Origin of the sequence: Rhodococcus sp. IEGM 27, from assembly GCF_033142305.1 — a bacterium.
Lineage (GTDB): Bacteria > Actinomycetota > Actinomycetes > Mycobacteriales > Mycobacteriaceae > Rhodococcus_F > Rhodococcus_F oxybenzonivorans.
Genome location: NZ_JAWLSG010000003.1, coordinates 1 through 23315, shown reverse-complemented (window position 1 = coordinate 23315; position 23315 = coordinate 1). Strand labels below are relative to the sequence as shown.

Annotated in this window: 15 protein-coding genes; 5 read left to right on the top strand and 10 right to left on the bottom strand. The window is 63.1% G+C overall.

Annotation, left to right across the window (positions count from 1 at the left end; genetic code table 11):
* Positions 1 to 23: 23 nt before the first annotated feature.
* Entirely contained in the window at positions 24 to 1562 is a 1539-nt protein-coding gene (gene zwf / locus R4P95_RS11010) for a glucose-6-phosphate dehydrogenase (protein ID WP_317744585.1), read from the top strand.
* Between the two features lie 175 nt (positions 1563 to 1737).
* On the opposite strand, the gene hxlA is transcribed toward zwf, so the two are convergent.
* On the bottom strand, positions 1738 to 2367 hold the full coding sequence (gene hxlA / locus R4P95_RS11005; protein WP_109334663.1) for a 3-hexulose-6-phosphate synthase: 630 nt from the start codon (positions 2365 to 2367) through the stop codon (positions 1738 to 1740).
* A 46-nt stretch (positions 2368 to 2413) separates the two neighbouring features.
* Positions 2414 to 2995: a 6-phospho-3-hexuloisomerase gene (gene hxlB, locus R4P95_RS11000; protein WP_317744586.1), complete on the bottom strand. Its 582-nt coding sequence runs from the start codon at positions 2993 to 2995 to the stop codon at positions 2414 to 2416.
* 190 nt (positions 2996 to 3185) lie between these two features.
* Between hxlB and R4P95_RS10995 the strand changes: the two genes are divergently transcribed.
* Positions 3186 to 4406 (top strand): LuxR C-terminal-related transcriptional regulator, encoded by a 1221-nt coding sequence (locus tag R4P95_RS10995; protein WP_317744633.1) that lies wholly within the window; start codon positions 3186 to 3188, stop codon positions 4404 to 4406.
* Between the two features lie 296 nt (positions 4407 to 4702).
* On the opposite strand, the gene R4P95_RS10990 is transcribed toward R4P95_RS10995, so the two are convergent.
* The 5 genes from R4P95_RS10990 to R4P95_RS10970 all read right to left on the bottom strand — a co-directional run bounded on the left by R4P95_RS10990 (position 4703) and on the right by R4P95_RS10970 (position 10273).
* Positions 4703 to 5914 (bottom strand): GTP-binding protein, encoded by a 1212-nt coding sequence (locus R4P95_RS10990; protein ID WP_317744588.1) that lies wholly within the window; start codon positions 5912 to 5914, stop codon positions 4703 to 4705.
* 116 nt (positions 5915 to 6030) lie between these two features.
* Positions 6031 to 6669, bottom strand: coding sequence for a nitrile hydratase subunit beta (nthB, locus tag R4P95_RS10985; protein ID WP_213575517.1), 639 nt, complete (start codon positions 6667 to 6669; stop codon positions 6031 to 6033).
* A 26-nt stretch (positions 6670 to 6695) separates the two neighbouring features.
* Positions 6696 to 7319: a nitrile hydratase subunit alpha gene (nthA, locus tag R4P95_RS10980; RefSeq protein ID WP_213575516.1), complete on the bottom strand. Its 624-nt coding sequence runs from the start codon at positions 7317 to 7319 to the stop codon at positions 6696 to 6698.
* A gap of 74 nt (positions 7320 to 7393) precedes the next feature.
* Positions 7394 to 8461: a phenylacetaldoxime dehydratase family protein gene (locus tag R4P95_RS10975; RefSeq protein WP_213575515.1), complete on the bottom strand. Its 1068-nt coding sequence runs from the start codon at positions 8459 to 8461 to the stop codon at positions 7394 to 7396.
* A gap of 258 nt (positions 8462 to 8719) precedes the next feature.
* Positions 8720 to 10273 (bottom strand): amidase, encoded by a 1554-nt coding sequence (locus R4P95_RS10970; RefSeq protein WP_317744589.1) that lies wholly within the window; start codon positions 10271 to 10273, stop codon positions 8720 to 8722.
* A gap of 722 nt (positions 10274 to 10995) precedes the next feature.
* Here R4P95_RS10970 and R4P95_RS10965 point away from each other — a divergent pair.
* The gene (locus R4P95_RS10965) at positions 10996 to 12039 is read left to right on the top strand and encodes a helix-turn-helix domain-containing protein (RefSeq protein ID WP_317744591.1); all 1044 of its coding nucleotides are present in this window, start codon (positions 10996 to 10998) and stop codon (positions 12037 to 12039) included.
* Positions 12040 to 13092: 1053 nt separating this feature from the next.
* On the opposite strand, the gene R4P95_RS10960 is transcribed toward R4P95_RS10965, so the two are convergent.
* The gene (locus R4P95_RS10960; protein ID WP_317744594.1) at positions 13093 to 14535 is read right to left on the bottom strand and encodes an MFS transporter; all 1443 of its coding nucleotides are present in this window, start codon (positions 14533 to 14535) and stop codon (positions 13093 to 13095) included.
* 460 nt (positions 14536 to 14995) lie between these two features.
* Here R4P95_RS10960 and R4P95_RS10955 point away from each other — a divergent pair, with 460 nt between their 5' ends.
* Positions 14996 to 18277, top strand: coding sequence for a protein kinase domain-containing protein (locus R4P95_RS10955; RefSeq protein ID WP_317744596.1), 3282 nt, complete (start codon positions 14996 to 14998; stop codon positions 18275 to 18277).
* Here the strand turns inward: R4P95_RS10955 and R4P95_RS10950 are convergent.
* Positions 18274 to 20307, bottom strand: coding sequence for a helix-turn-helix domain-containing protein (locus R4P95_RS10950; protein WP_317744599.1), 2034 nt, complete (start codon positions 20305 to 20307; stop codon positions 18274 to 18276). The genes R4P95_RS10955 and R4P95_RS10950 overlap by 4 nt on opposite strands.
* Positions 20308 to 20557: 250 nt before the next feature.
* On the opposite strand from R4P95_RS10950, the gene R4P95_RS10945 reads away from it, so the two are divergent.
* On the top strand, positions 20558 to 22141 hold the full coding sequence (locus R4P95_RS10945; RefSeq protein WP_317744601.1) for a class I adenylate-forming enzyme family protein: 1584 nt from the start codon (positions 20558 to 20560) through the stop codon (positions 22139 to 22141).
* 82 nt (positions 22142 to 22223) lie between these two features.
* Here the strand turns inward: R4P95_RS10945 and R4P95_RS10940 are convergent, their stop codons facing one another.
* Positions 22224 to 22901: a FadR/GntR family transcriptional regulator gene (locus R4P95_RS10940; protein ID WP_244372896.1), complete on the bottom strand. Its 678-nt coding sequence runs from the start codon at positions 22899 to 22901 to the stop codon at positions 22224 to 22226.
* Between the last annotated feature and the right edge of the window lie 414 nt (positions 22902 to 23315).

Below are 23315 nucleotides of genomic sequence, written 5' to 3'. Positions count from 1 at the left end.
CGAAAAGACGGAGTGCAGCTGAAGTGACCGTATCTGAAGTGCAGGAGCGGAACCCGCTGGCAGGCGGCTCAGGCGTTGTCGGCGAGGCATTGATTGGCAACACGGGTCAGGTCGCAGACCCGGCGTCGATGGTGATCTTCGGGGTCACCGGTGATCTCTCGCGCAAGAAGCTGATACCGGCCATCTACGACCTCGCGCACAGTGGTCAGCTGCCGCCGGACTTCGATCTCGTCGGCTTTGCTCGCGACAGTACAGACTTCGATTCCCGGTTGCGGGATGCTGTGATCGCGCACGCGCGCACACCATTCGATCCTGCGGTGTGGGCGGGGCTCTCCGAGCGCATCCACCTCGTACAGGGGTCGTTCGACGACACCGCGGCGTTCGCCCGGCTCGCCGCCCGTCTGGCCGAGCTCGATGTCCGCCGCGGCAAGCCCGGCAATTACGTCTTCTACCTGTCCATCCCACCGTCGGCGTTCGAGCCGGTATGCGACCAACTTGCGATCACCGGGCTGAACCGGACTGCGCACGGCTGGCGCCGGGTGGTGGTGGAGAAACCGTTCGGGCACGACCTGGCCAGCTCGCAGGCCCTCGGTGCCGCACTGGAACGAGTGTTTCCGCCGTCGTCGATTTACCGCATCGACCACTACCTGGGGAAGGAGACGGTGCAGAACATCCTCGCGCTGCGCTTCGCGAACGGAATGTTCGAGCCGTTGTGGAACAACCGGCACATCGACCATGTGCAGATCACCATGGCCGAGAGTGTCGGAGTGACTGGACGTGCCGGGTACTACGACGGGGTTGGTGCCGCCCGCGATGTCATCCAGAATCACCTGCTGCAACTCTTGGCGTTGATCGCGATGGAAGAACCGGTCGCGTTCGACGCCGACAGCATCGCCGCCGAGAAGATCAAGGTCCTCTCTGCCACCGAGCTCCTCGGCCCACTGTCGGAGACGTCGGCCCGCGGCCAGTACGGTGCGGGTATCGAGAACGGTCTTCCCGTAGCAGGATTGGCTGACGAGACTGGGTTCCCCGCCGACTCGGCGACCGAAACCTTCGCGGCACTGACGGTCGGTGTCGCGACCCGCCGATGGGCCGGCGTTCCGTTCTTCATCCGTACCGGAAAACGCCTCGCTCGGCGGACGACTGAGATCGCAGTGACCTTCAGACCGCCCGCTCACGGTTCGCCGGCCGCGCGAGCTGCTGCGGTGTCCAATGTGCTCGTCTTCCGGGTACAACCGGACGACGGCATCGAGCTCCACATCGGCGCCAAGCGCCCGGGCGGGGGCATGCACATTCAGCCGGTCAGCCTCGGGATGGATTTCCGGTCGGTGTTCGACCCGTCCCCGGAGGCCTACGAGCGGCTGATCTGCGACGTGCTGCGTGGAGACGCCACGCTCTTTCCTCGCCGGGAAGAGGTCGAATGGTCTTGGCGGGTCGTCGATCCCCTTCTCGACTACTGGGCACGTGTCGGTCGGCCGGACAACTATCCCTCCGGAACGTCCGGCCCGGAGTCGGCGGATCGGATGCTCAGCCGGTCCGGCCGTGCGTGGCGGTCACTCTGACCCGATAGGGCAGGGAGGTTCGGCGAGGTGGGACCGATCGAGGGGTTCGGTCCCACCTCGCTCGCGGACAGAAGCTGATCCAGTCTTGGACACAGGCACACTGCAGCCGACACCGCACCGTCGATAGCGAAGGCCCCGAACACGGTTCGTGTTCGGGGCCTTCGCGATTGGATGACTACTTGGTGAGGGCGTCCTTGAGTGCCTTCGCGGCCGCAGCCGGGTCCTCGGCGCTGTAGATGGCGCCACCGGCGACGGCGACGTCGGCACCGGCGTCACGGACGGCGGCGATGGTGTCGACCTTCACGCCACCGGCGACGGAGAACGGGACACCGGCGATCTTGCCGTCGTCGAGAAGGGTCTGGATGGAGTATCCGGGCTGGGCCTGCTCGTCGAGACCGGCGTGGATTTCGACGAACGCGACACCGAGCTTGGCGATCTCGCGGGCGCGCTCGACACGGTTCTCGACGCCGATCAGGTCCGCGACGACCTTCTTTCCGTGCTTCTGACCCGCTTCGACCGCACCCTTGATGGTGGCATCACCGGCGGCACCGAGGACGGTGACCAGGTCGGCGCCGGCGGAGAACGCCAGGTCTGCCTCGAGGAAGCCGGCGTCGGCGGTCTTGAGGTCGGCGAAGACCTCCTTGTCCGGGTGCGCCGCCTTGATCGCGCTGATGGCACTGAGGCCGGCGCTCTTGATCAGCGGGGTGCCGAGTTCGATGATGTCGACGTACGGGGCCACCTTGTGGGTCAGCGCCAGCGCATCAGCAGTGGTGAGCAGATCGACTGCAACCTGCAGCTTCGTCATGTGTTTCTCCTGTTATCTATCTTCGGGGGGTCTTGGGGGTTTCGGGTCAGCCGATGTTGGCGTGGCGTTCCCACAACCGCTCGGCGGTCTGGTCTTCGTTGTCCCACAGCGCCTGGAACAGTGCGTCGAACGCGAGGAGCACGGACTGTTCGAACAGGCTGCCCGCGTATTGGCGGGTGATGGTCGCGCTGTGGTCCTGTTTGTCGGCCGCCGGCAAGACCAGCACCTCGTCGGCACGCCGGGCGAGCGGCGAGTCGGATGCGGTGGTGACGGCCAGGATCGAGGCCCCGACCTTCTTCGCGGTGTCGGCGGCGCCGACCACCGATGCGGTAGTACCCGATCCTGACACGGCGATCAGTACGTCGCCGGCGCCGATCGCGGGTGCGGTGACCTCACCGGCGACGTGCACGCGCAGGCCGAGGTGCATCAGCCGCATGGCTGCCATCTGAACGGCCAGGCCGCTGCGTCCGTTGCCGATCACGAACACCGCCCGAGCGGAGGTGATCAGCAAGCCGGCGCGGTCCCATTGTTCGGCGGCAACGGAATTGAGCAGCCGCTCGTTCTCGTCGAGCACGATGCGGCGCCCGTCACTGAACCGTGTGCGTGTCTGCTCGACGGTGACGGTCATGATCCTCCTCGGTGATAGCCGACCTGTGGTGAACTCGACACTGCCAACTACCGCCTGCTTCGACACCCGGCCGCTCGGCGGGTTCGGGCTGGCCGATTGGCCAGTGCCCACCCATCCCTACCGGCGATACGGTGGATGGGTGTTAAGCACGGAGGACTCTGTTCGGTTGCAGGTCGACCCCTGGGTGGAGATGCGGAAGGTGATCACGGGACCGCTCCCGGACATCGCGACGCGCTTCTCCCTGTTCCTCGGCCAGTTGTGGCCGCATGAGGCCCTGGTCATCTTCACCCCGGAGTGCACCGGGCGTCCCCGCAAAGTAGCCGGTAAGCGCGAAATCGTCGACCGGGTCACCGTCGACGAACTCGACGAGATCAAGCAATTCCTCGAACCCGGTGGCGTTTACGACGGCGTCGCCATGCTGGCCGGCGTCCGCCGCCGAGTGTGGGCCATCCGCGACGTCTGCGACACCCTGCTGGTCCTGGTTCCGCGGCCGTCTCAGACGGGTGGACCCGACCCCGATGAGGTCGCCGCCGTGTTCGGGATCGTCGCCACGTCTATCCAGCACCAGGTGGCGCAGGCCAGCCCCGACTATCTCGCCGAGTCACGGGCCGCGTCGAGTGAACGTGCCCGCACCATCGCCGAATTGACCGAGGTTCACGAGGCGACCCTCTCCTCGATCCTCGGAACCCTGCGCTCGAACGATCTCGACGACCGCCGCTCGCGGATCACCGCCAGCGAAACAGCCTCGGCCGCATTGATCGCACTGCGGTCCGCAAGTGCCGCCGACCGTGCCCTGTCCGAGGAAGCGGTCACCACCGCATTCGCCAGGCTCCAAGGGGAATTACGACCACTGCTCAAGCACCGCGGGGTCGACGTCGACTACATCGAACCGCCGGCCGACGGTCGTCCACTCCCCGGAGAGGTGGCACACGCGGCGCGGGCGATGGTCCGGGCCATCGTCCTGGCATTCCTCGCCCAGCCGGTGCTCACCAAAATGCGGATCGCCTGGGATTGCGACGGCGACAACGTGCTGATCGAAGCCCGCGACCAGGGTCCCGGCAACATCGACCGCAACGCCCTCACACGGCAACTGTCCGGGCGCCTGAACACCTTGCGCGGGCGGATCGACATCGAATCCATCCCCGCGTGGGGGAGCAGGGTGACGCTCACCATTCCGTTGGACCCGCCCGCCGCCCGACCCGACGAGCACCTGCTCTCCACCCTGAACCCGCGCGAACTCGAAGTCCTCGCCCACCTCGCAATGGGCAAACGCAACCGCACCATCGCCGAGGAACTCGGAATCAGCCAGAGCACCATCAAGTTCCACGTCGCCAGCGTGCTCGAGAAGCTCGACGTCGCCAACCGTGGAGAGGCCGGGGCAATTGCAGTGCGGGCCGGCATCGTGCCGTAGACCCAGTGCTTGGCCGGCGTAATCAGGGCCATAGTGTTCTCGCTCGAGAAGCCGACGGTGGCATCAGGCCACGACGAAGGATCGAGTGTCATCTCATGAACGGCTCGGCCGCGCTGAGTGGGAGGAGTTGGTCCCGGCTTTAGTGGGTCAGTGTCTCACGCCGATCGGTCCGGTGAAAACCGAGAAGCGACCCCTGGTGGCCTGAATGTCAGTGGGAGGAAGGTTCGCGCGGGTTCCTAACCAGGTGATCGGTTGGCATTTGGTGCCATCGAGACGGCGGCGGTCATGGCGCTTGTTCAGGCAAACGTGCGGGTGACCTGGTCGGTAAAATTGTCGCCGAGTGGGTCGGCCCATGTTGTCCAGATGTCGGGGCCGAGTTCGATCTCGGCGGTGGTCAACAGACACGCGTCGAGCTGGTCGCGCAATGCGTGGGGGTCGATTCCTTGGCCGATGAAGACCAGTTCTTGGCGGCAGTCACCAACGGGTTCTTCCCATTTGTCGAGTATTCCTGCGCGGCGATACTCGTCGTCAGGCCAGTAGGATCCGGGTAGGAACTTCCACCAGCGTCCGATGTAGCCGTGTCGGATCAGGTGGCCGGCCTGGGAGATACTGCCGATCTCGGTGAATCGGCTCGCGTTCCAGAAGTAGCCTTTGGCTCTCAGGAGACGTCCATTGCCCCATTCGCCGGTGAGGAACTGGTGCAGCCGCCCGGGGTGGAAGGGGGCGCGTTCCCGGTAGACCACGGAGCTGATTCCGTATTCCTCTGTCTCGGGGGTGTGCTCTCCCTGGAGTTCTTGGAGCCATCCGGGCGCCTGGGCGGCCTTCTCCAAGGAGAACAGGCCGGTGTCCAATATGGTTTCGAGCGGGATCAGGCCGTGGGACATCGACTTTATGCGGGCATTGGGGTTGAGTGAGCGCAGGACCGCGGTCAGTTCGGTCAGGTGCTCTGCTGTGACGAGGTCGGACTTGCTGACCAAGATGACATCGGCGAACTCGATCTGATCGACCAGCAGGTCGGAGATGTCGCGTTCGTCGTCTGGTGCGTCGGCCTCGATGCGGCCACCGGTCCGGTAATCGTGGAGGAAGCTGTGGGCGTCGACGACGGTCACCATGGTGTCCAGCCGGGCGACATCTGCCAGCGCGTGTCCGTCGGCGTCGATGAAAGTGAACGTCTCAGCGACCGGTAGCGGCTCGGAGATACCGGACGATTCGATCAGGAGATAGTCGAATCGTCCGTCAGCGGCCAGTGCACTGATTTCCGCGAGAAGGTCCTCGCGCAGGGTGCAGCAGATACAGCCGTTGGTCATCTCGACGAGCTTTTCTTCCGAGCGGCTCAGTGCGATCTCCCGTTCGACTTCGGCGCTGTCGATGTTGATCTCGCTCATGTCGTTGACGATGACGGCCACCCGCCGGCCTTCACGGTTGCGTAGGACCTGGTTGAGGAGGGTGGTTTTTCCTGCACCCAGGAATCCTGACAGCACGGTCACAGGAAGTCGTGTGTCGGCCATGGTTTCTGAATCCTTCCGCGGGTTTGGAGAGACGCCGGCTGCGGTGCGGGCGTCGGCGGTCACGCCCATACGGGTGCGTTCCCGCCGACGCCGTGGGTGACAGTCTGGGCGCAGGGTCAGGCTGCCGGTTCGAGATATCCCTCGAATAGGTCGACTACGACGCTGCCGGCGTCGGTGTCGTCACCGAAGAGGTCTTCGGCCGCGAACTTGACGTGGTAGGTCGGTTCCTCGCCGGCGTCCGCGCGGCCGTGGCCGATGGCGTCGGGGAAGGGCCACTGGTCGCTGGTGCGGTGGGTGACGGTCCCGACCCGGCCGCGGCAGTAGGCCGGCATGCGGATGTGCCCCGGGACGTACTCGTCGCGGACCCGGACACGTTGCCCGACCTCGAAGGTGATGGTGTCGGTGCGGGCAGGCCGGCCCTCCGACTCGGCCGGCCGGGACAGCGGGAACGGGCCCCCGGCGAGCGCTTCGAGTTCTTCGTGGGTGAGGATGCCTTTTTCGACCATGAGGGTGGCAACGCCGATGGCGTACCTCTCGTAATAGGGTGTCATCATGTAATGGCGGGGTTCCATCCGTTCGACGACGTAGCGGACCTCGTCGACACTGAAGGCCCCCAGCTCCGCCACTCCGAGGAAGAACAGGCTGTAGGGCAGGTGTTCCCAGTCGGCGTGGAAGGTGGGACCGATATCGGCGTTGACGGTGTGGGGCACCTTGCCGAACCCTTGAACACCGGCGAGATCGTGAACTCCATCCATGGGTTTAACTCCTTTGATTCGGTGGATCAGTTGGCCGGGACCTGCGGGACTGCGACCCCGATCAGGCAGTCCTTGGTGACGATCTGCTGCAGTTGCTCCTGGGTCCAGCCTTCGGTGCCGGCGGGCCGTTGGGGGAGCACGATGTAGCGGGTCTCGGCGGTGGTGTCGTACACCCGGATCTCGACATCGTCCGGAATGACGGTGCCCATCTCGGACAGCACCTTTCGCGGTTCACGGACGACGCGCGCACGATACTCGAAGCTCTTGTACCAGGTCGGCGGCAACCCGAGGATGGGCCAGGCGGTGCACGAGCAGAGGGAGCAGACGATCACGTTCTTGAGGGCGGGGGTGTCCTCGAGCGCGACGATGTATTCGCCCTGTGGTCCGAGGTAGCCGTACTGGTCCACGGCCGCGGTGCCGTCGGTGAGGAGCAGGTCGCGGAACTCCGGGTCGGTCCAGGCCCGCGCGACGAGTTCGGCACCGCGCTTCGGGCTGAAGTCCTCCTCGAAGGTCTTCTTCCACCCTTCGGTGTAACCCTCGGGTACCAGGCCCTTTCCGTCGAGCGCACGGAACAGTGCCCACGCGCGATCAGACGCCGGGGCTTGAGCCGGTGCCGCGTTGTCTGGTGTGTGTTCGATCGTTGAGGTCATTTTTTTCACTTTCTGTAGGGGACTGGTACGTACCAAGTGGGACATTGATGTGTCAGGACGCGCTATGGAGTAGGTCAGCTCTTCGAAGTGCCCACTGATTGCGCATCGCGCAGCATGCCGGTCCCGGGATGGCAGTTGATGTACTCGTACAGTTGGTCGCGTGCGTCTGACACCGATACCTCGTGATACAGACGCAACTTCGACAAACCCTCGGCGACTCGGAAAAAGGTAGTGAAGATTCGCAGATGGGTGGGATGGGATTCTGCCCAACGCTCCAGTTGGTCGAGCGAAGCCCAGTGCCCGATGTTATAGCTCAAATCAAGGAAGTTCCCCTCCACATCGATATTGCGTACGAACCTATTGCTGTAACAGCCGACCGTCTCACCGTTGTCGCGGAGAAAATCCATGCCCTCCTGCAATGTTGGGAGGATGTCGTCGAGATACAGGGAGCGTTCTTCTGATTCGGCATCCTTCCAATCCTGACCGGAGCGAATCAACGCGATGTTGTCGTGGCCCTGGATAATTACCCGACCACCAACGGCAGGATCACCACTGATCACCCGCAATCCGCCCGAAGGCTGCATCCAATCAGTTTGGGACAGCGGGAAACGTTCGCGCATCGAACCCCAGTACCCGTGCTCGTTGATGTCGCCGCTGATCCCGTCCATCACCGCGCCGATACCAGGAAGGTCTTCCTGGAAGGCGTACAAAGTTTCGAATTGCTCGGCCCGGGGGGCGACGATCTCGCGGAAGTAGCCGAGTCCCTCGGACAGTCGTTCGTCCGATGTCCACCAGTCGGACACAACGGAGGTGCTTATCCAACGGGTATAGGAGGCAACATCTTTCCAGTATCCCACCACCATCAGGTTCTCGTAGCCCTCGTTGTCCTCATGGTGGGTCAGATCGTGGTGCAGAGGTCCGTCCTCCATATCGAAGCTGGCGACGATGCCGCGCATTGCCGCAAGAGCGGCCGTCCGGAGCTCGTCGCCGCGGAATTGCACGCCCAGATACGCCATCACCACCTGCCGGAGGGTTTCATCAGCGCGTCCTACCCACATGGGGAAGGGAGGTTGGTAGTCGTCGGGCACACGTCGATTCAACGTTCGCGGACATACGAGGTGGTCGCTGATTGCAGATTCCATAAGGACTCCTGTTTCATCGAGTTGGGGCTTCGAGAGAATCTCGGAAACTCGTATAGGTCAGAAGCTACCGTCCTCTAACGGTGTGAATTTGACCACGAGCGACTGATAGTTCGACGATGAGCGACAGTCAGTGAAGAAGCGCGAGAATTGCCGGAAACGGACCGGAATCGCGGCCTTCTCCAATTCGGCACGGAAGACGAGTTCGTCCGCGCCAGGACAAGGCCGAGCCCGTCCGTATCCTGAGGACGAATACTTCGTTCACGCAAAACTTCTTGCGGTCGCGGCGGCCGGTGGCGTGGGGAATACGCCGACAGCCTGTTCATAGGTGTGTGCCACGCGCAGGACCGTGGCATCGTCGAAACGCTTGCCGACGATCATCAAACCGGTCGGCAGGCCGCCGACCAGACCGGCTGGAACCGAACACGCCGGGTGCCCGGTGACGTCGAAGGGGGCAGTATTGCCCACCATCGACAGCGCGACGTGCAGGTAATCGGCCAGGCCGGCATCGGCCGGGGGGATCTCTCGGGCCGTGTAGGGGACGGTGGGCATGACCAGGACGTCGTAGTACGCCAACGCGGCGTCGTACGCCGCGCGCAGCTCGGGTACGAGTTGGCGAGCCATGGCGTAGTACTTCCCGCCGCCGACCTCGAAGGTATAGCGACCCGACAATCCCACCAGTTTCACGGTTTTGGACAGCTCGTGGCCCCGGGTGAGGCGCTGGGCGGCAAAGTGCGCGATCAACTCCGGATCGTAGAAGCCGTCGGCATTCATCCCGTAGGCGTTGCCATCGAGCATCTGATAAGCGGCGCCCTCCGTCGCGATCACATTCCACACGTGCATGGCGTCGAGATGCCAAGGAATCGACACCTCCTCCGCCGAAAGTCCGGCACCGCGCAGGACGTCAACCGCAGCCCGGACGGCCGAATCGACTTCCGGATCCGACACCGCTGTGCCGAACCCCTCGGTCACGACACCGACACGGAGCCCGGACGCCGATTGGGTGATCGCGGACAGGTAATCGACGACCTCGATTGTGGTCGGCTGGCGGGGATCGGCGCCATCGGGTCCTGCCAGCACACTGAGCATGACGGCCGCATCGGCAACGGTGCGGGTGATCGGGCCGAGGTGGTCGATGGTTCGCTCGATGGGAAACGCCCCGGTGTAGGGGACCAGTCCGTGCGTCGGCTTGTGACCGACGGTTCCGCAGAACGCTGCGGGGATCCGGATGGAGCCGCCCTGGTCGCCGCCGACGGCCATATCGACGTCTCCGTTCGCAACGAGTGCTCCACTGCCGCTGGAGGAGCCGCCGGAATTGCGTGTCGGGTCCCATGGGTTGCGGACCGGTGCGGGCTGTGATGTGAAACTGGCCCCGGAGAAACACAGGTCCTCGCACACTGCCTTACCGGTGATCGTCGCACCGGCATCGAGGAGCCGCCGGACCACCGTCGCATCGCGGCGAGGGATGAAACCCTCCACGGTGCGGGATCCGTTCATCATCGGGACACCGGCGACCGCGACATTGTCTTTGACTGCCACCGTCTTTCCGGACAGTGGGCCGTCCGGCGCGCCGGCGATCTCGGTGGTGACGTACCAGGCACCGAGACGGTTACGCTCCGGTGCGGCCGGCGCCCATTCCCGCTGCGGGGCCGGTGGGGCGGAGCGCCGATAGAGGTCCTCGACGGCGGTCGACGCACCGAGGGACGCTTCGACCGCAGGTGCAAATTCCTCGAGTTCCGAAGCGGACAGGCCGAACCGAAAGTGCCGGTCAAGGGCGGTCAGACGTGCGGAATCGGGTGGGGGCAATGCAGACATGAAAACTGTGTCTCCTTCGGTTGAACCACGGCACACCCGCAGGGGCATGGTCTGGACAGTCGAGAATCCTGTGCTGCTGGGGCAGTTGACTTGTTCGGCAGTGGCAGGGGTTCGGGTGATTTGGGCGACCTCGGGCCAATGGGGCATGGTCTACCGGCTGACCGTCGTTGCCACATTATTCGTAAGATGGGACCGTCCACGAGGCCGCGTACTCGCGAGCAGGCTTCAGGCGCCTCGGTGGCGATGAACCATCCGACGGTGCAGGCGCGGGCTTGACTTGTCCGTCCACGTTCACGCAGCCTCCAGCACACATCATTGTCAGTCCAGGAGGTCCCCTGAACACCCCGGCAATTTCCGGCGTACTCGAACGGTAGGCGCTTCCGGGGCGTGGCGTTTGACGCTGAGCGCCAGCCGCCTTTGCACGTTGCGACACTCGCGGGGGCCAATCACGTGATCGGGACTGGAGGACGTTCCAGCTCTATGCGGCCGAAGCGCCCGGGACCAGCCCGTAGCGTGCTAGTGAAGACGCATGAATTGTTCCGCGGCCCGGTCAGCGGATCGGGTCATAGCACCGCGCGTGGTGTTGCTGCTGTTCCCAACGCGCTGCCTGCTCCCCGCCGCCGGGTCGGTGGCATGCTTCTTCGGCGTCGGACGTCCGCGCAGGTTGACATGTGATTTTATCGCTCTTAGCGTGGTGTTCGCGCGAGCAGAAGGAGCCGTTCATGTCGTCGTTGCCGCCGCCGGATGGTGACGTGGTGGACAATGACTGCCCGGAGTGCCGCCGCTCGGACGAGTCGATCAAGGTAGCGCCTGCTCCAGTCCCGTCGCCACCCCGCCAGGGCCGCGAAGTGGTGCGAACCACCGCGCTCGGCACCTGGATCGAAACGATCCGCGACACGTTCGTGGCACTGGACATCGCGCCGATCGAGCCAGAGAACTTCACCGGGGCGGTGCGCACCCGCCATTTCGCGCACCTGATGGCGGCCGACGTCACCGCCACATCCCAGGTCTTCCGCAGAACCGTCAGGCTTGCCAACCTCCATCCGCTCGAGTTGATGCAAATCGGCATGGTCGTCGCCGGTGAGGGACAGCTCACCCAGGACGGGCGCACGTGCACCCTCGGCCCGGGAGATTTCGCCCTCTACGAGACTTCGAGGCCATTCACCTGGAGTTTGCATCCGGAGTGGCACCTGCGCGTGTTCACTTGGCCACGGGCGTCGTTGTCGCTCACCGAGACTCAGTTGCAGGACTTGACAGCACGGACCGTACGGTCCACGTCCCCCGTAGGACAGTTGCTCTCACCGATGCTCTCCACCCTCCTGGCCGCCGATGGGGAGGTATCGTCCGCGGGTGCCATCGGCCTAGCCAGCGGGCTGGCGGACCTGGCCATCACGGCGGCCCAAGAGGAAGGTCAGTCCAAGGATCCGGATCCAGGTCTGCGGGACCTCTACGCGAGTATGGTGCGGCACATCGAACGCCACCTAGACGATCCGGATCTTTCCCCCAGCGGTATCGCCCAGGCTTTCTTCGTCTCCACTCGTACCGTTCACAGAGTGTTCGCACGCTTCGACGCAACCGCTGCCGCCACGATTCGCGAGCACCGGCTCGAGGCTTGTCGTCGCGCGATGATGGTTCCACGCAACAGGTCCCGATCCTTGACCGACATCGCCACACAGTTCGGATTCGTCGATCTGTCGGTCTTCAGCAGGGCATTCACGGCGACCTACGGCATCAGTCCGAGCCGCTACCGCGAACAACATCGATGAATCGTGGACCGAAATACTCGACCAGAGCCGGTTCGACTGTGCAGCAACAAGAGACGTGGCTGAACTACTGAGCGCGAACCCACTCGCGGTCGTTCCGCCAGTTGCGGGGCTGAGCACACCGATGCCGTCGGTGTCCATCTCGAACACCTTCTTCGGTAGGGATTTACACCCCGTTGGGTCGACCTGCAACGCGACCTGTGGATCCTCGTGTTCGCCACCCATCCGGACTACGCGATCACACTGTTTCACGACCAAGCCGACATTCTTGCCGACCCGCTGCTGCGGCAGCTTTTCCGCGACTACGACCACGCGTACGACCTCGACGCCGATGATCCCCGTATCGACGACCTCGCGCGCCGGATCGTGGCAGCGACTCGACACCCTCATATGCGCACAACTGGACCCGTGACTCACCTCGATCCCCAGGCGGCGGAGCTGGTGGCGCGACTGACAACGTGCATCCGTCAGCGCGCGCCGCGGAAGGTTGGGGCCTGGCCGGATGTGAAGGAAGCCACGAGAACGATGTCGTTGTCGTTGCCGAGTCGGCTGTGTCAGGTCATCGATCGACCTGAGGGGGCGAATACGGATAGGTGTCGGCGAGCTCTCTGACAGTTTCGGCATCGAGGCCGGCCTCGACGACGAAGTGGTGAAGCATCTGTACGAAGCGAGTACGTGTCATGCCGAAGCTGACGAAGATGTCCTCGTCAGTCGCGCCGCCGTAGGGAATCCACGCTCGAGCGAATTCGATGAATCGAGCGGCTTCTCCCCGGGACTTGTACTCCGTCTGTATCTGTCGCCTGGTGTGTTTGGTCCGGCGTAATTTCCGATACTCGCGCGTGTAGGTTTCGACGCCCGTAGAGTCTGCGCCGTTCTTTGTCGGCTTCAATGGACAGCTTTCTGGCATCCGCTTTTAACCGGGCGGTCTGTTTGTTGACGTGGTCACCCGTGCAGGTGCGGCAGTCAGCGGAATGGCGGACTGACCGGCGACTGCCGCACCCGAATTTCGACGACGTCGAGCCGACGACTACTTCTGACTAACCGGGCGGGGTCAGGTCAGTCTGTCGAAACCCTGGTGGTGACCAGTGGTTCTGCTCCTTGTGCCGAAGTTGTCACTTTCCGTGGCAAAAGCAAGCAGCTGACGGCAACCAGGGCTGTGACGACGATGCCCATCACGAACACGATCGTGAAGGAAGTCCAGGTCGGCGCAGCCGTACTGGTGCCGGTGGTGAGGATGCTTCCCGAAAGTTGGACGCCGAGTGTGCCACCGACTGCCTTGACGACAAACGCGAGACCGCTGAACGCCCCGATCCGGCTGACCGGAGACGTCAACGCCACTGTGTTCATTGCCTGCGTCAGTGTGATCCCACCCGAAGCGCCAATGAGGATGGTCGCTCCCATGACCATGAGGAAATGTCCGTTTGCAGTGAGAAGAAGGACGAACGACGCCCCAGCCAGAATGACACCAGTGAGCATGGTGGTTCGTCCACCGACCCGAAGATCGAGCCAACCTGTCAGCGGTGCTACAACGGCACCGGCCAAGCCGAGGGGGAGCAGGAGAAGGCTCGTCGTGAACTCGGAGGCGCCGAGACCGAACCCTGTGTCGGTCGGTTGCTGCACCAGCATGGGTACCGCCAGAAACAGTGCATTTGTAGCGAACCCGCACAGCAGATACACGAGGCAGCTCACCGCAAGTGGCCGCGTCGCAAGCAAGCGCACGTCGATGAGCGGCTCGGACGAACGGAGCTCGAGGACGACGAAGGTTGTCAACAGCGCAACGCATGCGAGCACTGTTGCTCCGAACTCGACAGAGAGCCAACCCCACTCGGGCGCCTTGGTGATTCCGATGAGAATGACGGCCATTCCGCTGCCGAGGAAAGTGGCACCCGTGTAGTCGACGCGGCCGTGATTGGCAGGTGGACACGATGGGACCAGGCGCCATGCGGCGACGAAGATGATGGTGATGATCACGAAGGGGACCGAGAACAACCAACGCCAGGGGAGAACGCTCACGAGCAACCCGGAGCCGACGAGCGCAAACGCCGTCCCGGCGTAGATGAAGGCAATGACCGAACCATTGCCCGACTTGATCCGGGCTTCGGTCTGAGTATCGCGAATAATTCCGAAGGCAAGGGGGACCACCGCAAGGCCAACACCCTGCAGGAGCTGTCCCAAGGTAAGCATCAAGATCGAGTTCGAAAGACCCGAGACCGCGGTTCCGGTTGCAACGATTGCCAGTACGGCAAGGAGGATCGACTTCTTGTCGCGAATGTCAGACAGGCGGCCGATCAACGGGGTGGCCACCGCACCCGTGAGCAGCACACCGGTGATTACCCACGCGATCTGTGCTTCTGTTGCGCCGAGGGACTCTTGAATCAGCGGCAGAGCAGGGGAAAGGATCGATTCGAGACCCTTGTAGGCGAATACTGAGGCAACAACGACCGCAAGCGTCAGCGTTGGATTGACGCGGCGCCCCTGCGATCTTTCGGATAATGTCACTTCTGGTCCTCCGGAGAGATGATGGTGATTGCCGTCGATTGCACCCGACTGAACTTCACTGATCATCTGGTTTCTGTTGCGTAGCGCGACTCCTTGGTTTCCGGCGAGCAGGGTTGGTCGGGACCGGAGCTGATCGGGCAGCCATGCCCGTCAGCTCGGACGTGCGAGACCGTGGTGATCCGCGACACACAGAGACAGTATTCCTGGTTGGAGCAATGACAAATGTCCGCCGGAGACACACTGCCCTCGACTTTGTGTCCCCGAGGGGGTAGCCAGCCGTTAGTGCGAGTTCGTGACGGTGCATTCGAGGATTACGGGGCCGTCGAATTTCCGGTTTGCGGTCTTCAGCCCACGGCCGCCGCACACTGTTGGGGGACGCGTCCAGCGATATCCTGGTGATCCAGGAGGTGTCGGCCGACACCTCATCGAATCCCTCAACAGGGCAAAGAGCGCATCGCAGATGGCGACCGACAATGATCCCTTCGCAACACAGCGTGTCGACAACGCTGTGTTGGTGACGGACCTGGAATCTGCGGGATTTTTCAATGCCGAGGAGATCGGGCGCGGTGGCTTCGGCGTCGTGTATCGCTGCACGCAGACCGCTCTGGACCGCACTGTCGCGGTGAAGGTTCTCACCGCAGACTTCGACGACAACGAGAATCGGGAACGATTTCTCCGCGAACAGCGGGCGATGGGGAGGCTGACAGGGCACCCGAACATCGCGAATGTCCTGCAGATAGGTACCACCGACCGTGGCCGGCTTTTTCTTGTGATGCCCTACTACGCCCGTGGCTGCCTCGACACGCGAGTCCGCCGGCACGGACCTCTCCCACTGGACGAGGCCCTTCGCTTCGGGGTGAAGATCGCGGGCGCCCTCGAAACAGCGCACCGGCTCGGCATCCTGCACCGCGATATCAAACCCGCGAACATCTTGCTCTCCGACTACGACGAGCCCGCACTGGCCGACTTCGGTATCGCGCGTATCCAGGGGAGTTTCGAAACCGCCACCGGTACCGTCACCGGCTCACCTGCGTTTACCGCGCCCGAGGTTCTAGCCGGGAAGTCGCCGAGCCCGGCCTCGGACGTCTATGGGCTGGGCGCCACTCTCTTCTGCGCATTGACCGGTCATGCTGCTTTCGAGCGGCGCAGCGGTGAGCAGCTGGTCGCGCAGTTCGTTCGCATCACCACCGAGCCCGTTCCGGATCTACGGGAACAGGACATCGCTGACGACGTCAGTGCGGCGGTGGAACGGGCGATGGCCGCATCCGCACCGGACCGGCACTCCGCCGCCACCCTCGGTGAGGCCCTCCGGCGCGCGCAATTCGACCACGGTTTCGCGGTCGACGACATGGCGCTCCACACCGGTTCCGGAGGTGAGCGGCCGCAAGAGGCCCTACCGAACTCCATGGTTGTTCGTCCCACCGGAGGCAATTCCTATCCTGGCCCGACTCGGTTGCCGGGCAGGATGACAGGGAACTTGCCGGTGGAGCTGACTAGTTTCGTCGGTCGCAGGCATGAACTGTCGGAAGTGAAACGCTCCGTGGAAACATCGCACTTGGTGACACTGACCGGTTTCGGAGGCGTCGGCAAAACACGCCTCGCACTCAGGGCAGCTGACAGTATGCGACGCGGATTCAACGACGGAGTATGGCTGGTCGAGTTCGCCGAGCTATCGGACGGTTCATTGGTGGCAGACCTTGTGGCTGCAGCTTTAGGCTTGCGGGATCAACGGGCGAAGAACCAGCGCGACGGCCTGTTGAACTTTCTGGCTCCACGCGAGCTCTTGCTGGTGCTCGACAACTGTGAGCAGGTGGTGGACGCGGCGGCAGAGCTGTCCGTAACCCTTCTTCGCGGTTGTCCGCAATTGCGTATCCTCGCCACCAGTCGCGAGCCTCTCGGCATCGCCGGGGAAGCTGTTCTGCGTGTCCCGCCGCTCACCATTCCCGAGCACGTGCCCTCACTCCGAGGAACACCTAGCTACGACGCCGTGACATTGTTCGCCGAACGCGCCGCCACGGCTCTCCCGACGTTCAGACTGACCGAAGACAACGCGGGCACTGTGGCCCAGATCTGCCATCGGCTCGACGGATTACCGTTGCCCATCGAACTCGCTGCGGCCCGGGTGCGAGCCATGTCGCCAGAGCAAATCCTCCAGCGGCTGACCGACCGCTACACGCTGCTGTCCCGCAGCAGCCGAACCGCCCCGACCCGGCAGCAAACTATGCGTCTGTGCGTCGACTGGAGTTATGACTTGTGCAACCCCGTAGAGCGGTTGCTGTGGGCACGGCTGTCGGTGTTTGCGGGGAGCATCGAACTGGATGCGGCCGAGCAGATTTGCGGCAGTGACATGGATGAACAGGAGATACTCGATGCGCTGACTTCTCTGGTCGACAAGTCGATCCTTATTCGGGAGGAGTCCGGCGCAGTAGTGCGCTTCCGGTTGCTCGACATCCTGCGGGACTATGGCAGGGAACTCGCGCAGGGAACCGAGAAGTACGCAGATCTGCGCTGTCGCCACCGAGACTGGTACCGGCAGTTGGCGCTCGATGCAGAGTCGGATTGGATCAGCCCCCGACAGCTCGACTGGATCTCCCGCCTGGATCGCGAACAGACCAACCTTCGCGAGGTGATGGAGTTCTGCCTGAGTGACAATCCTGGAATCGGACTGACGATCGCCGCCGCCCTCCAGCCGTTCTGGCAGGCGCGCGGACTGTTCAGCGAGGGTCGGCGCTGGCTCGACCGACTCCTTGCTGTGCCGTGGAAGACTCCGACGGTGGAGCGGGTGAAGGCCTTGCATGCACACAGCGTCCTGGCCGAATTGCAGGGCGACCTGACCGCGGCCTCAGCCTCGGTATCCGAGGCACGCATGGTGGCCCAGAAGGTTTCCGACTCTACGGCAGATGCATTCGTCGCCCGAGCCGAAGGAACACTCGCTCTGTACCGCGGCGATTTTGCGCGGGCGCGATCACTGCTGGAAACCGCGATCGAAAAGTTCAGCGCTCACGATTTCTCGCACATCGAGGTACTTCACATGCTCGGACGGGCATGTGACCAGGCGGGTGACGAACGACGAGCGAACGAGTGCTATTCACAGGCACTCGCGATCACCGAGTCCTGCGGCGAGGTCGTACACCGCGCCGCGACCCTCCGGGCATTGGGCATCGCCGCATGGCGACGATCAGACCACCCCGGCACGGTTGAACTGCTGCGGCACGCACTGCAGTTGTCCCGTGAGGTAGGCGATCTCCGTACGACCGCAACGTGCCTTGAAGTCCTTGCCTGGGTCGCAGCCGAGAACAACGATGCGCGGCGTGCAGCTGTACTGATAGGTGCCGCGGAGGAAATGGCGCAGTCCGTAGGGACTTTCACGCTGTGGTTCCCGAACCTGCTCCATTATCACGACGAGTGCGAGCGCAGGACGACGCACGCGCTCGGCGAACCGACATTCGCGGCTTCCCGAAGGGACGGCCGAGGCCTGGGATTCAATGCTGCCATCGCCTATGCCCTCGGTGAGAAAACGCCCACGCCGCCGCCCACACCTGGGGAGACCGCGAAGTTGACCAAGAGAGAACGTCAGATAGCAGAGGCCGTCGCGGAGGGCCTGACCAACAGGGCCATCGCCACCCGATTGGTCATTTCCCCGCGCACCGTTCAAGGCCACGTCGAGCACATTCTGTCCAAGCTCGGGTTCACCAGCCGCGCGCAGATCGCAGCGTGGGTCGTCGAGCAGACTTCTACCTAGCCATGAACAGAACCGCTCGACCAGCTGCCGGCCGAGGCGGCGCCCCTGTGCGGAGCCGACTGGGCATCAGCCTCCAGTGTGTTCTGATTGAGCCGATGAAGTTTCAGCGCGAGACGGAGTTCGCTCGTTCGATCCACAGTTCTCCAATCGTCTCCCAATAGGTCCTTCAACCGCTGCATTCGCTGTTTCACCGTACTGACGTGAACATGCAGAACTTCCGACGCTGCTGTCGGACTTCCATCCGTTGCAAGGAGGGCCTCGAGAGTGCTCAACAATTCGGTGTGGTGTGCCGCGTCGTACCGGGCCACTGGGGCGAGCGTCATCCGCACGAATCGGTCCACATTCGGTCGATTACTCAGAACCAGTCCGACGAACCCGAGATCCTCCAAGGTGCCCGACATGGCACCGCCCTGTATCCGTTCCATCGCATCACTGCAGGTCACCGCCTCATCGAACAGCTCGCGAACGCCGGCTACCGCGCGCGTCGGTCCCGCGCCGGCCACCGATGGTGTCACCCGTCCGGCGCGCGCGATTGCTGAGGACAGCTCGGCGGAATTCGACCGCGGATCATTTCCTGGTATCAGGGCTACTACCGACGACTTGTTTCCGCGCTGGAGGATATGGCTTTGCCCGGCCAAGCCCCCTCGTATCTTCGCTGCTTCGTCTGCGAGGTGAGCGAGCCGACGTTGCTGCAGGGGTGCTCGCACTACATGAACGGTGTACGGCTGACGCAGTTCCATTCGCAGCTGCGCGGCTCGGTGGATCAGGCGGCTGGGAGCTTCGTCACCAGACAGGAGATCGTCGATGAAGTCGTCGCGACGAAAACCCGCGGCTCCGGCCTCTGCCTCGGCCAAGAGTAGAAGCAAAGCGGCGACGACTGCTGCACGTTCGAGGATTTGAATGTCTGGCTTCGCGGGAGTCTCGTCACCTTGGTAGTACAGAATGCCGAGAAGTCTGGCGGCCGCCAAGATCGGGATGGCCACGAGGCTTCCGGACGTTTGAGTGGTCCGCGCGAGAGCCGCGAGACGAATTAGCTCGGGAGGCTGCGCAGTTCCGCTGAGGTCACCGGCGTCAGCGAGTAGGCGGTCGTCCGGATCGAACACAGCCAACTCACCGCCGACGATCTTGACGACTTCCTGAACCAGATTGTCGATGTTTCCGCCGGCCAAGGCGACCTGGGAAAGCGTGAAGTGCGCCGTGGTCGCGCGCTCGGACTCGGCGTTACTCCGGGCCAGCTCGCGGTTCGCGTCCTCGAGTGACCGGAGTGCAGTTTTGGTTTCCTCGGCAAGCCTCGAGCGTTCGATCGAGATGGCGGCATGCCCGGCCAGCGAATGCAGAAGATCCAGATCCGCTGGAGTGTAGGCACGTTCGTCACGGTTGGCAGCAATCAACGCACCCAGCCGTTTAGATCCGTTCACCAAGGGCACGCCGACGGTCGCAACGATTTTCTCCCGCTCCATGACCCGGTCGACGTCTGGAAAATGAACAAAATTCGGATCGCCGAAGTATTTCGAAACGATCAACGGCATTCCGCTCTCTATTATCCGCCCTGTCATTGCCATCCCCGCCGGTACACGCAGATCGAGAAGCTCGGAAGTCATGCCCCCCGAGGTCGCACCCAGGTAAGCGTATTCACCGTCTCGTTCCGCTAACCAGAGGTAGACGACGTCGGCGCGAAGAAGCCTCCGCGCACGATCGGCAATACCGCCGAGAAGCCTGTCCGGATCGTCTTCCGAGGTGATGTCAGCGACGGTGTCCAACAGTGCGCGATACCGATCATCTCGCGCCTCGTGCTGACCGGCGACTTCTCTGAGGAGAGCAAGCAGGGCCGGATGGAACCCGGGCTCCTCAGCGCTGACCGGAACGTCCGCAGCCGCGCTCAAGATCTCGACGACCGTGCGCTCGACCTTCCCGAGATCCGCACCCGTGCGGGAGACGGCGCGCACCAGCTCAGAGGCGACTCGCAGGATGTTGGTGGCTGTGCCACCCGCGAGATTCTCGGAAGATGCGAGCCGTAATTCGTGTTTCATGATCGCCTCATCTCATCCTGCGCGCATTCAGCCGCAGCAGTTGACTTCACCATACGGTGTATGTCCAGCACGGACCAGAATCGGCGCAAGTACCGTCTGCATCGGACATATCGACACGGACACGACGAACGTAGGCTTCGGCGGAGGCCCGATTGACGCACGAAGTGTAGGGCAGACCGAACACGTTGTGGGTGCTCGACGAGGCACCGAGAACGATCCGAGATATGTACGACAATCTGTGAGGTGCACGTTGGACGCCGTTGCCTGCGCAACATTCGCACGAACCTGGAGCGAGACGGTCGCGGTTCACGCGAGCGAGACCTTCTTGGTCTTCGAAGGGTCGACGAACGACGTCACGCAATGGACCTATGAGGAGTTCGATCGAATCGTCGATTCGACGGCCGCCGCGCTCGAAGAGGCAGGGGCAGTGCCCGGGTCGGCGGTCCACGTTGTCTTGAAGAATTGTCCCGCCTTCGTGGCAGTGTGGCTCGCCGCAGCGCGTATCGGCACGACCGCCATCTTCGCCGATCCGGCGTCCTCCGCCAGGGACATCGCGATGCATATTCGTCGAACGACACCGACTGTGGCGCTGTGCGGTTCCCGGAATGCCGACACGTACCTCCAGGGCGTCAAGCGTGCGTCCGACGAGGGTGCAGCGTCGGCGCTCGATATAGAACTTATTGTCCTGAAGGAAGACTCGATCGACGTGCTTCCTGGCGGCGTCCTGGTCTCCCGCGACCGCCTCCCACGTCTTGTCGACGAACCAGGCCCGCATGACCGACTCGCAGTGATGTTCACGTCTGGAACGACATCCGAGCCCAAAGCTGTTGTACTGACGCAGTGCAACTATGCACACGTCGCCCAGGCGATGGCGAAGGCCGCCGACCTGAGACCGGGGGACCGCTGGTTGGTCACACTTCCACTGTTCCATGCGAACGCCCAATACTATTGCTTCGCTCCGGCGATCGCGGTGGGTGCAAGCGTGGCCCTGACCCACACATTCTCGGCCTCTCAATGGGGTAAGCAGGCCGCCCGACTCGCGGCTACCCACGCCAGCTTGTTTGCGGCTCCGATCCGGATGATTCTTGCGCGGCGTCCCGAGGACACACCCCAACTGAGCCTCACGCACGTCTGGTTCGCTCAAAGCCTCGCTTCCGGTCACTTCGAGGAGTTCGCGTCGATGGTGGGATGTGCACCGCGCCAGCTGTACGGAATGACCGAAACCGTTGCCATGGTCACGGCGGAACGCCCCGAAGACGCGAGTCCGGTCTTCATCGGCAACCCCTGCGACGCAGGACGCAGAACCGCCATTGTCGATCCCCACAGCCTCGAGCCCGTCGAAACGGAGACCCCCGGTCTCTTGTTGGTGGCCGGCACCCCCGGGTGTGACCTCTTTCAGGAATATCTCTCGGACCCGAAGGCGACGTCGGCCGCACTTCTCGAAGAAGGCGGCGAGACGTGGCTACGAACTGGCGACCTGGTGGTGTCCGATCAGGACGGGCGCCTGCGATTCGTCGGCCGGGTCGACGACGTCATCAAGGTCTCCGGCGAGAACGTCAGCCTCACCGAGGTCGAGGCCGCATTGGCGCAGGCACCCGGTGTCCTGGAGGTCGCCGTCGTCCCGCGGCCGGATCCCATTCGGGACGTTGTTCCCGTCGCCTATGTAGTAGCGCGGAACGCGGAGACACCGCTCGACATCGACGAGCTCACCGCCTGGGCGTCGAACAACCTTCCACCACAAGCATGTCCACGCGATTGGCACCAGGTGGCGGAACTTCCACGAACAAGTGTCGGCAAGATCAGACGCTCACAGCTGAGGTGTGAGGACGCGTAACCGTCACGACCATCGAACACCCTGCAGAATCCCGGGAGCGCGCGCCAGGCCTGGACAGTCGGGGTAGAAGGACAGAGGACAATTAGTTCCAGTCCACTACCTGGTCCAGCACCTCGGGACAATTCTTCTCCAACGCGTCGACATAACTCCGAATATGATCACGCATGAGGCGCTCAGCTTTTTCGGAATCACCACTCTTGATGGCGTCGGCGATTTGATCGTGCGATACCGGCAATTCTTCTCGGGGAATCTTCTCGTCGGCGGATTCATCGACATATATGCTGCGGAGTCCGTCCGCGAATAACAGTAAAATCGGGTCGCCGGTGAACCGGGCCACTGAAAAGTGGAAACTACCGGACTCCGCGTTGTCCCCGATCCCGTCCGCCTCGTCAGGATCCCAGGGTATACCCGACTTCACGCGTTCACTCGCGAGCCGAGCCATCAAAGGCTCGACCTGCAGGCGCGTGTTCAGCACATTCCTGAGCGTCAGGCCGAGTAGATGGAAATACAACGATGAAGCGCTCGCAAATTGCGAGCTTGCGACCTGATTTACTCGGGTACCCCCACCCGGGCCGGGTCGAATGGAGATGACTCCGTACATTTCGAGAATACGAAGGGCTTCGCGAAGCGACGGCCGGCTGACCTCGTAGCGTTCGAGCAGCTCCGCTTCCGAGGGAAGCCGGGAGAGCCCTTCGTCTCCAATGTCCTGCACGATTCGACCCGCCACCAGTCGCGCAGTCTTCCGGCCAACAACTTTCATAACGCTCATGATAGCCCTCGCCCCAGGGATTACCGCTGCGTGAAGCGATGCAGATGGGTGAGGTCGCCAATTCGTCGGCACCGCCGACGAAGTTATGGTGGCTCAACACATCCCGAGATCGGGCCTACACGAGAACAACTCGAGAGGCGGCTTGTCCGCCGTGGCCAAAGTGCGGCGCTGACAAACTTGCCAGGAATCGGGTCCGACGAGTAGGCCGTCCCGCTTCGGAGGAATCGATGCGACGGTGGTCTGCGTTCCGGGGTCAGGTGTGCGCACTGCTGCACAGGGTGTTGAGCAGGTGTTTCCGTGGGCCGGGGTGGGGGTGGCGCAAAGTGACGGTTGACACAAGACCCGGTTGCTGTAGATCATCTATAGGAACTGTTTCTGAGTCAGCAAAGGATTGTGGTGCCATGA

Bases quoted from the DNA above. Each gene is read 5' to 3' on its own strand.
- hxlA (WP_109334663.1), bottom strand. From the start codon at position 2,367: ATGACGAAGCTGCAGGTTGCAGTCGATCTGCTCACCACTGCTGATGCG.
- hxlB (WP_317744586.1), bottom strand. From the start codon at position 2,995: ATGACCGTCACCGTCGAGCAGACACGCACACGGTTCAGTGACGGGCGC.
- R4P95_RS10995 (WP_317744633.1), top strand. From the start codon at position 3,186: ATGCGGAAGGTGATCACGGGACCGCTCCCGGACATCGCGACGCGCTTC.
- R4P95_RS10990 (WP_317744588.1), bottom strand. From the start codon at position 5,914: ATGGCCGACACACGACTTCCTGTGACCGTGCTGTCAGGATTCCTGGGT.
- nthB (WP_213575517.1), bottom strand. From the start codon at position 6,669: ATGGATGGAGTTCACGATCTCGCCGGTGTTCAAGGGTTCGGCAAGGTG.
- nthA (WP_213575516.1), bottom strand. From the start codon at position 7,319: ATGACCTCAACGATCGAACACACACCAGACAACGCGGCACCGGCTCAA.
- R4P95_RS10975 (WP_213575515.1), bottom strand. From the start codon at position 8,461: ATGGAATCTGCAATCAGCGACCACCTCGTATGTCCGCGAACGTTGAAT.
- R4P95_RS10970 (WP_317744589.1), bottom strand. From the start codon at position 10,273: ATGTCTGCATTGCCCCCACCCGATTCCGCACGTCTGACCGCCCTTGAC.
- R4P95_RS10965 (WP_317744591.1), top strand. From the start codon at position 10,996: ATGTCGTCGTTGCCGCCGCCGGATGGTGACGTGGTGGACAATGACTGC.
- R4P95_RS10955 (WP_317744596.1), top strand. From the start codon at position 14,996: ATGGCGACCGACAATGATCCCTTCGCAACACAGCGTGTCGACAACGCT.
- R4P95_RS10950 (WP_317744599.1), bottom strand. From the start codon at position 20,307: ATGAAACACGAATTACGGCTCGCATCTTCCGAGAATCTCGCGGGTGGC.
- R4P95_RS10940 (WP_244372896.1), bottom strand. From the start codon at position 22,901: ATGAAAGTTGTTGGCCGGAAGACTGCGCGACTGGTGGCGGGTCGAATC.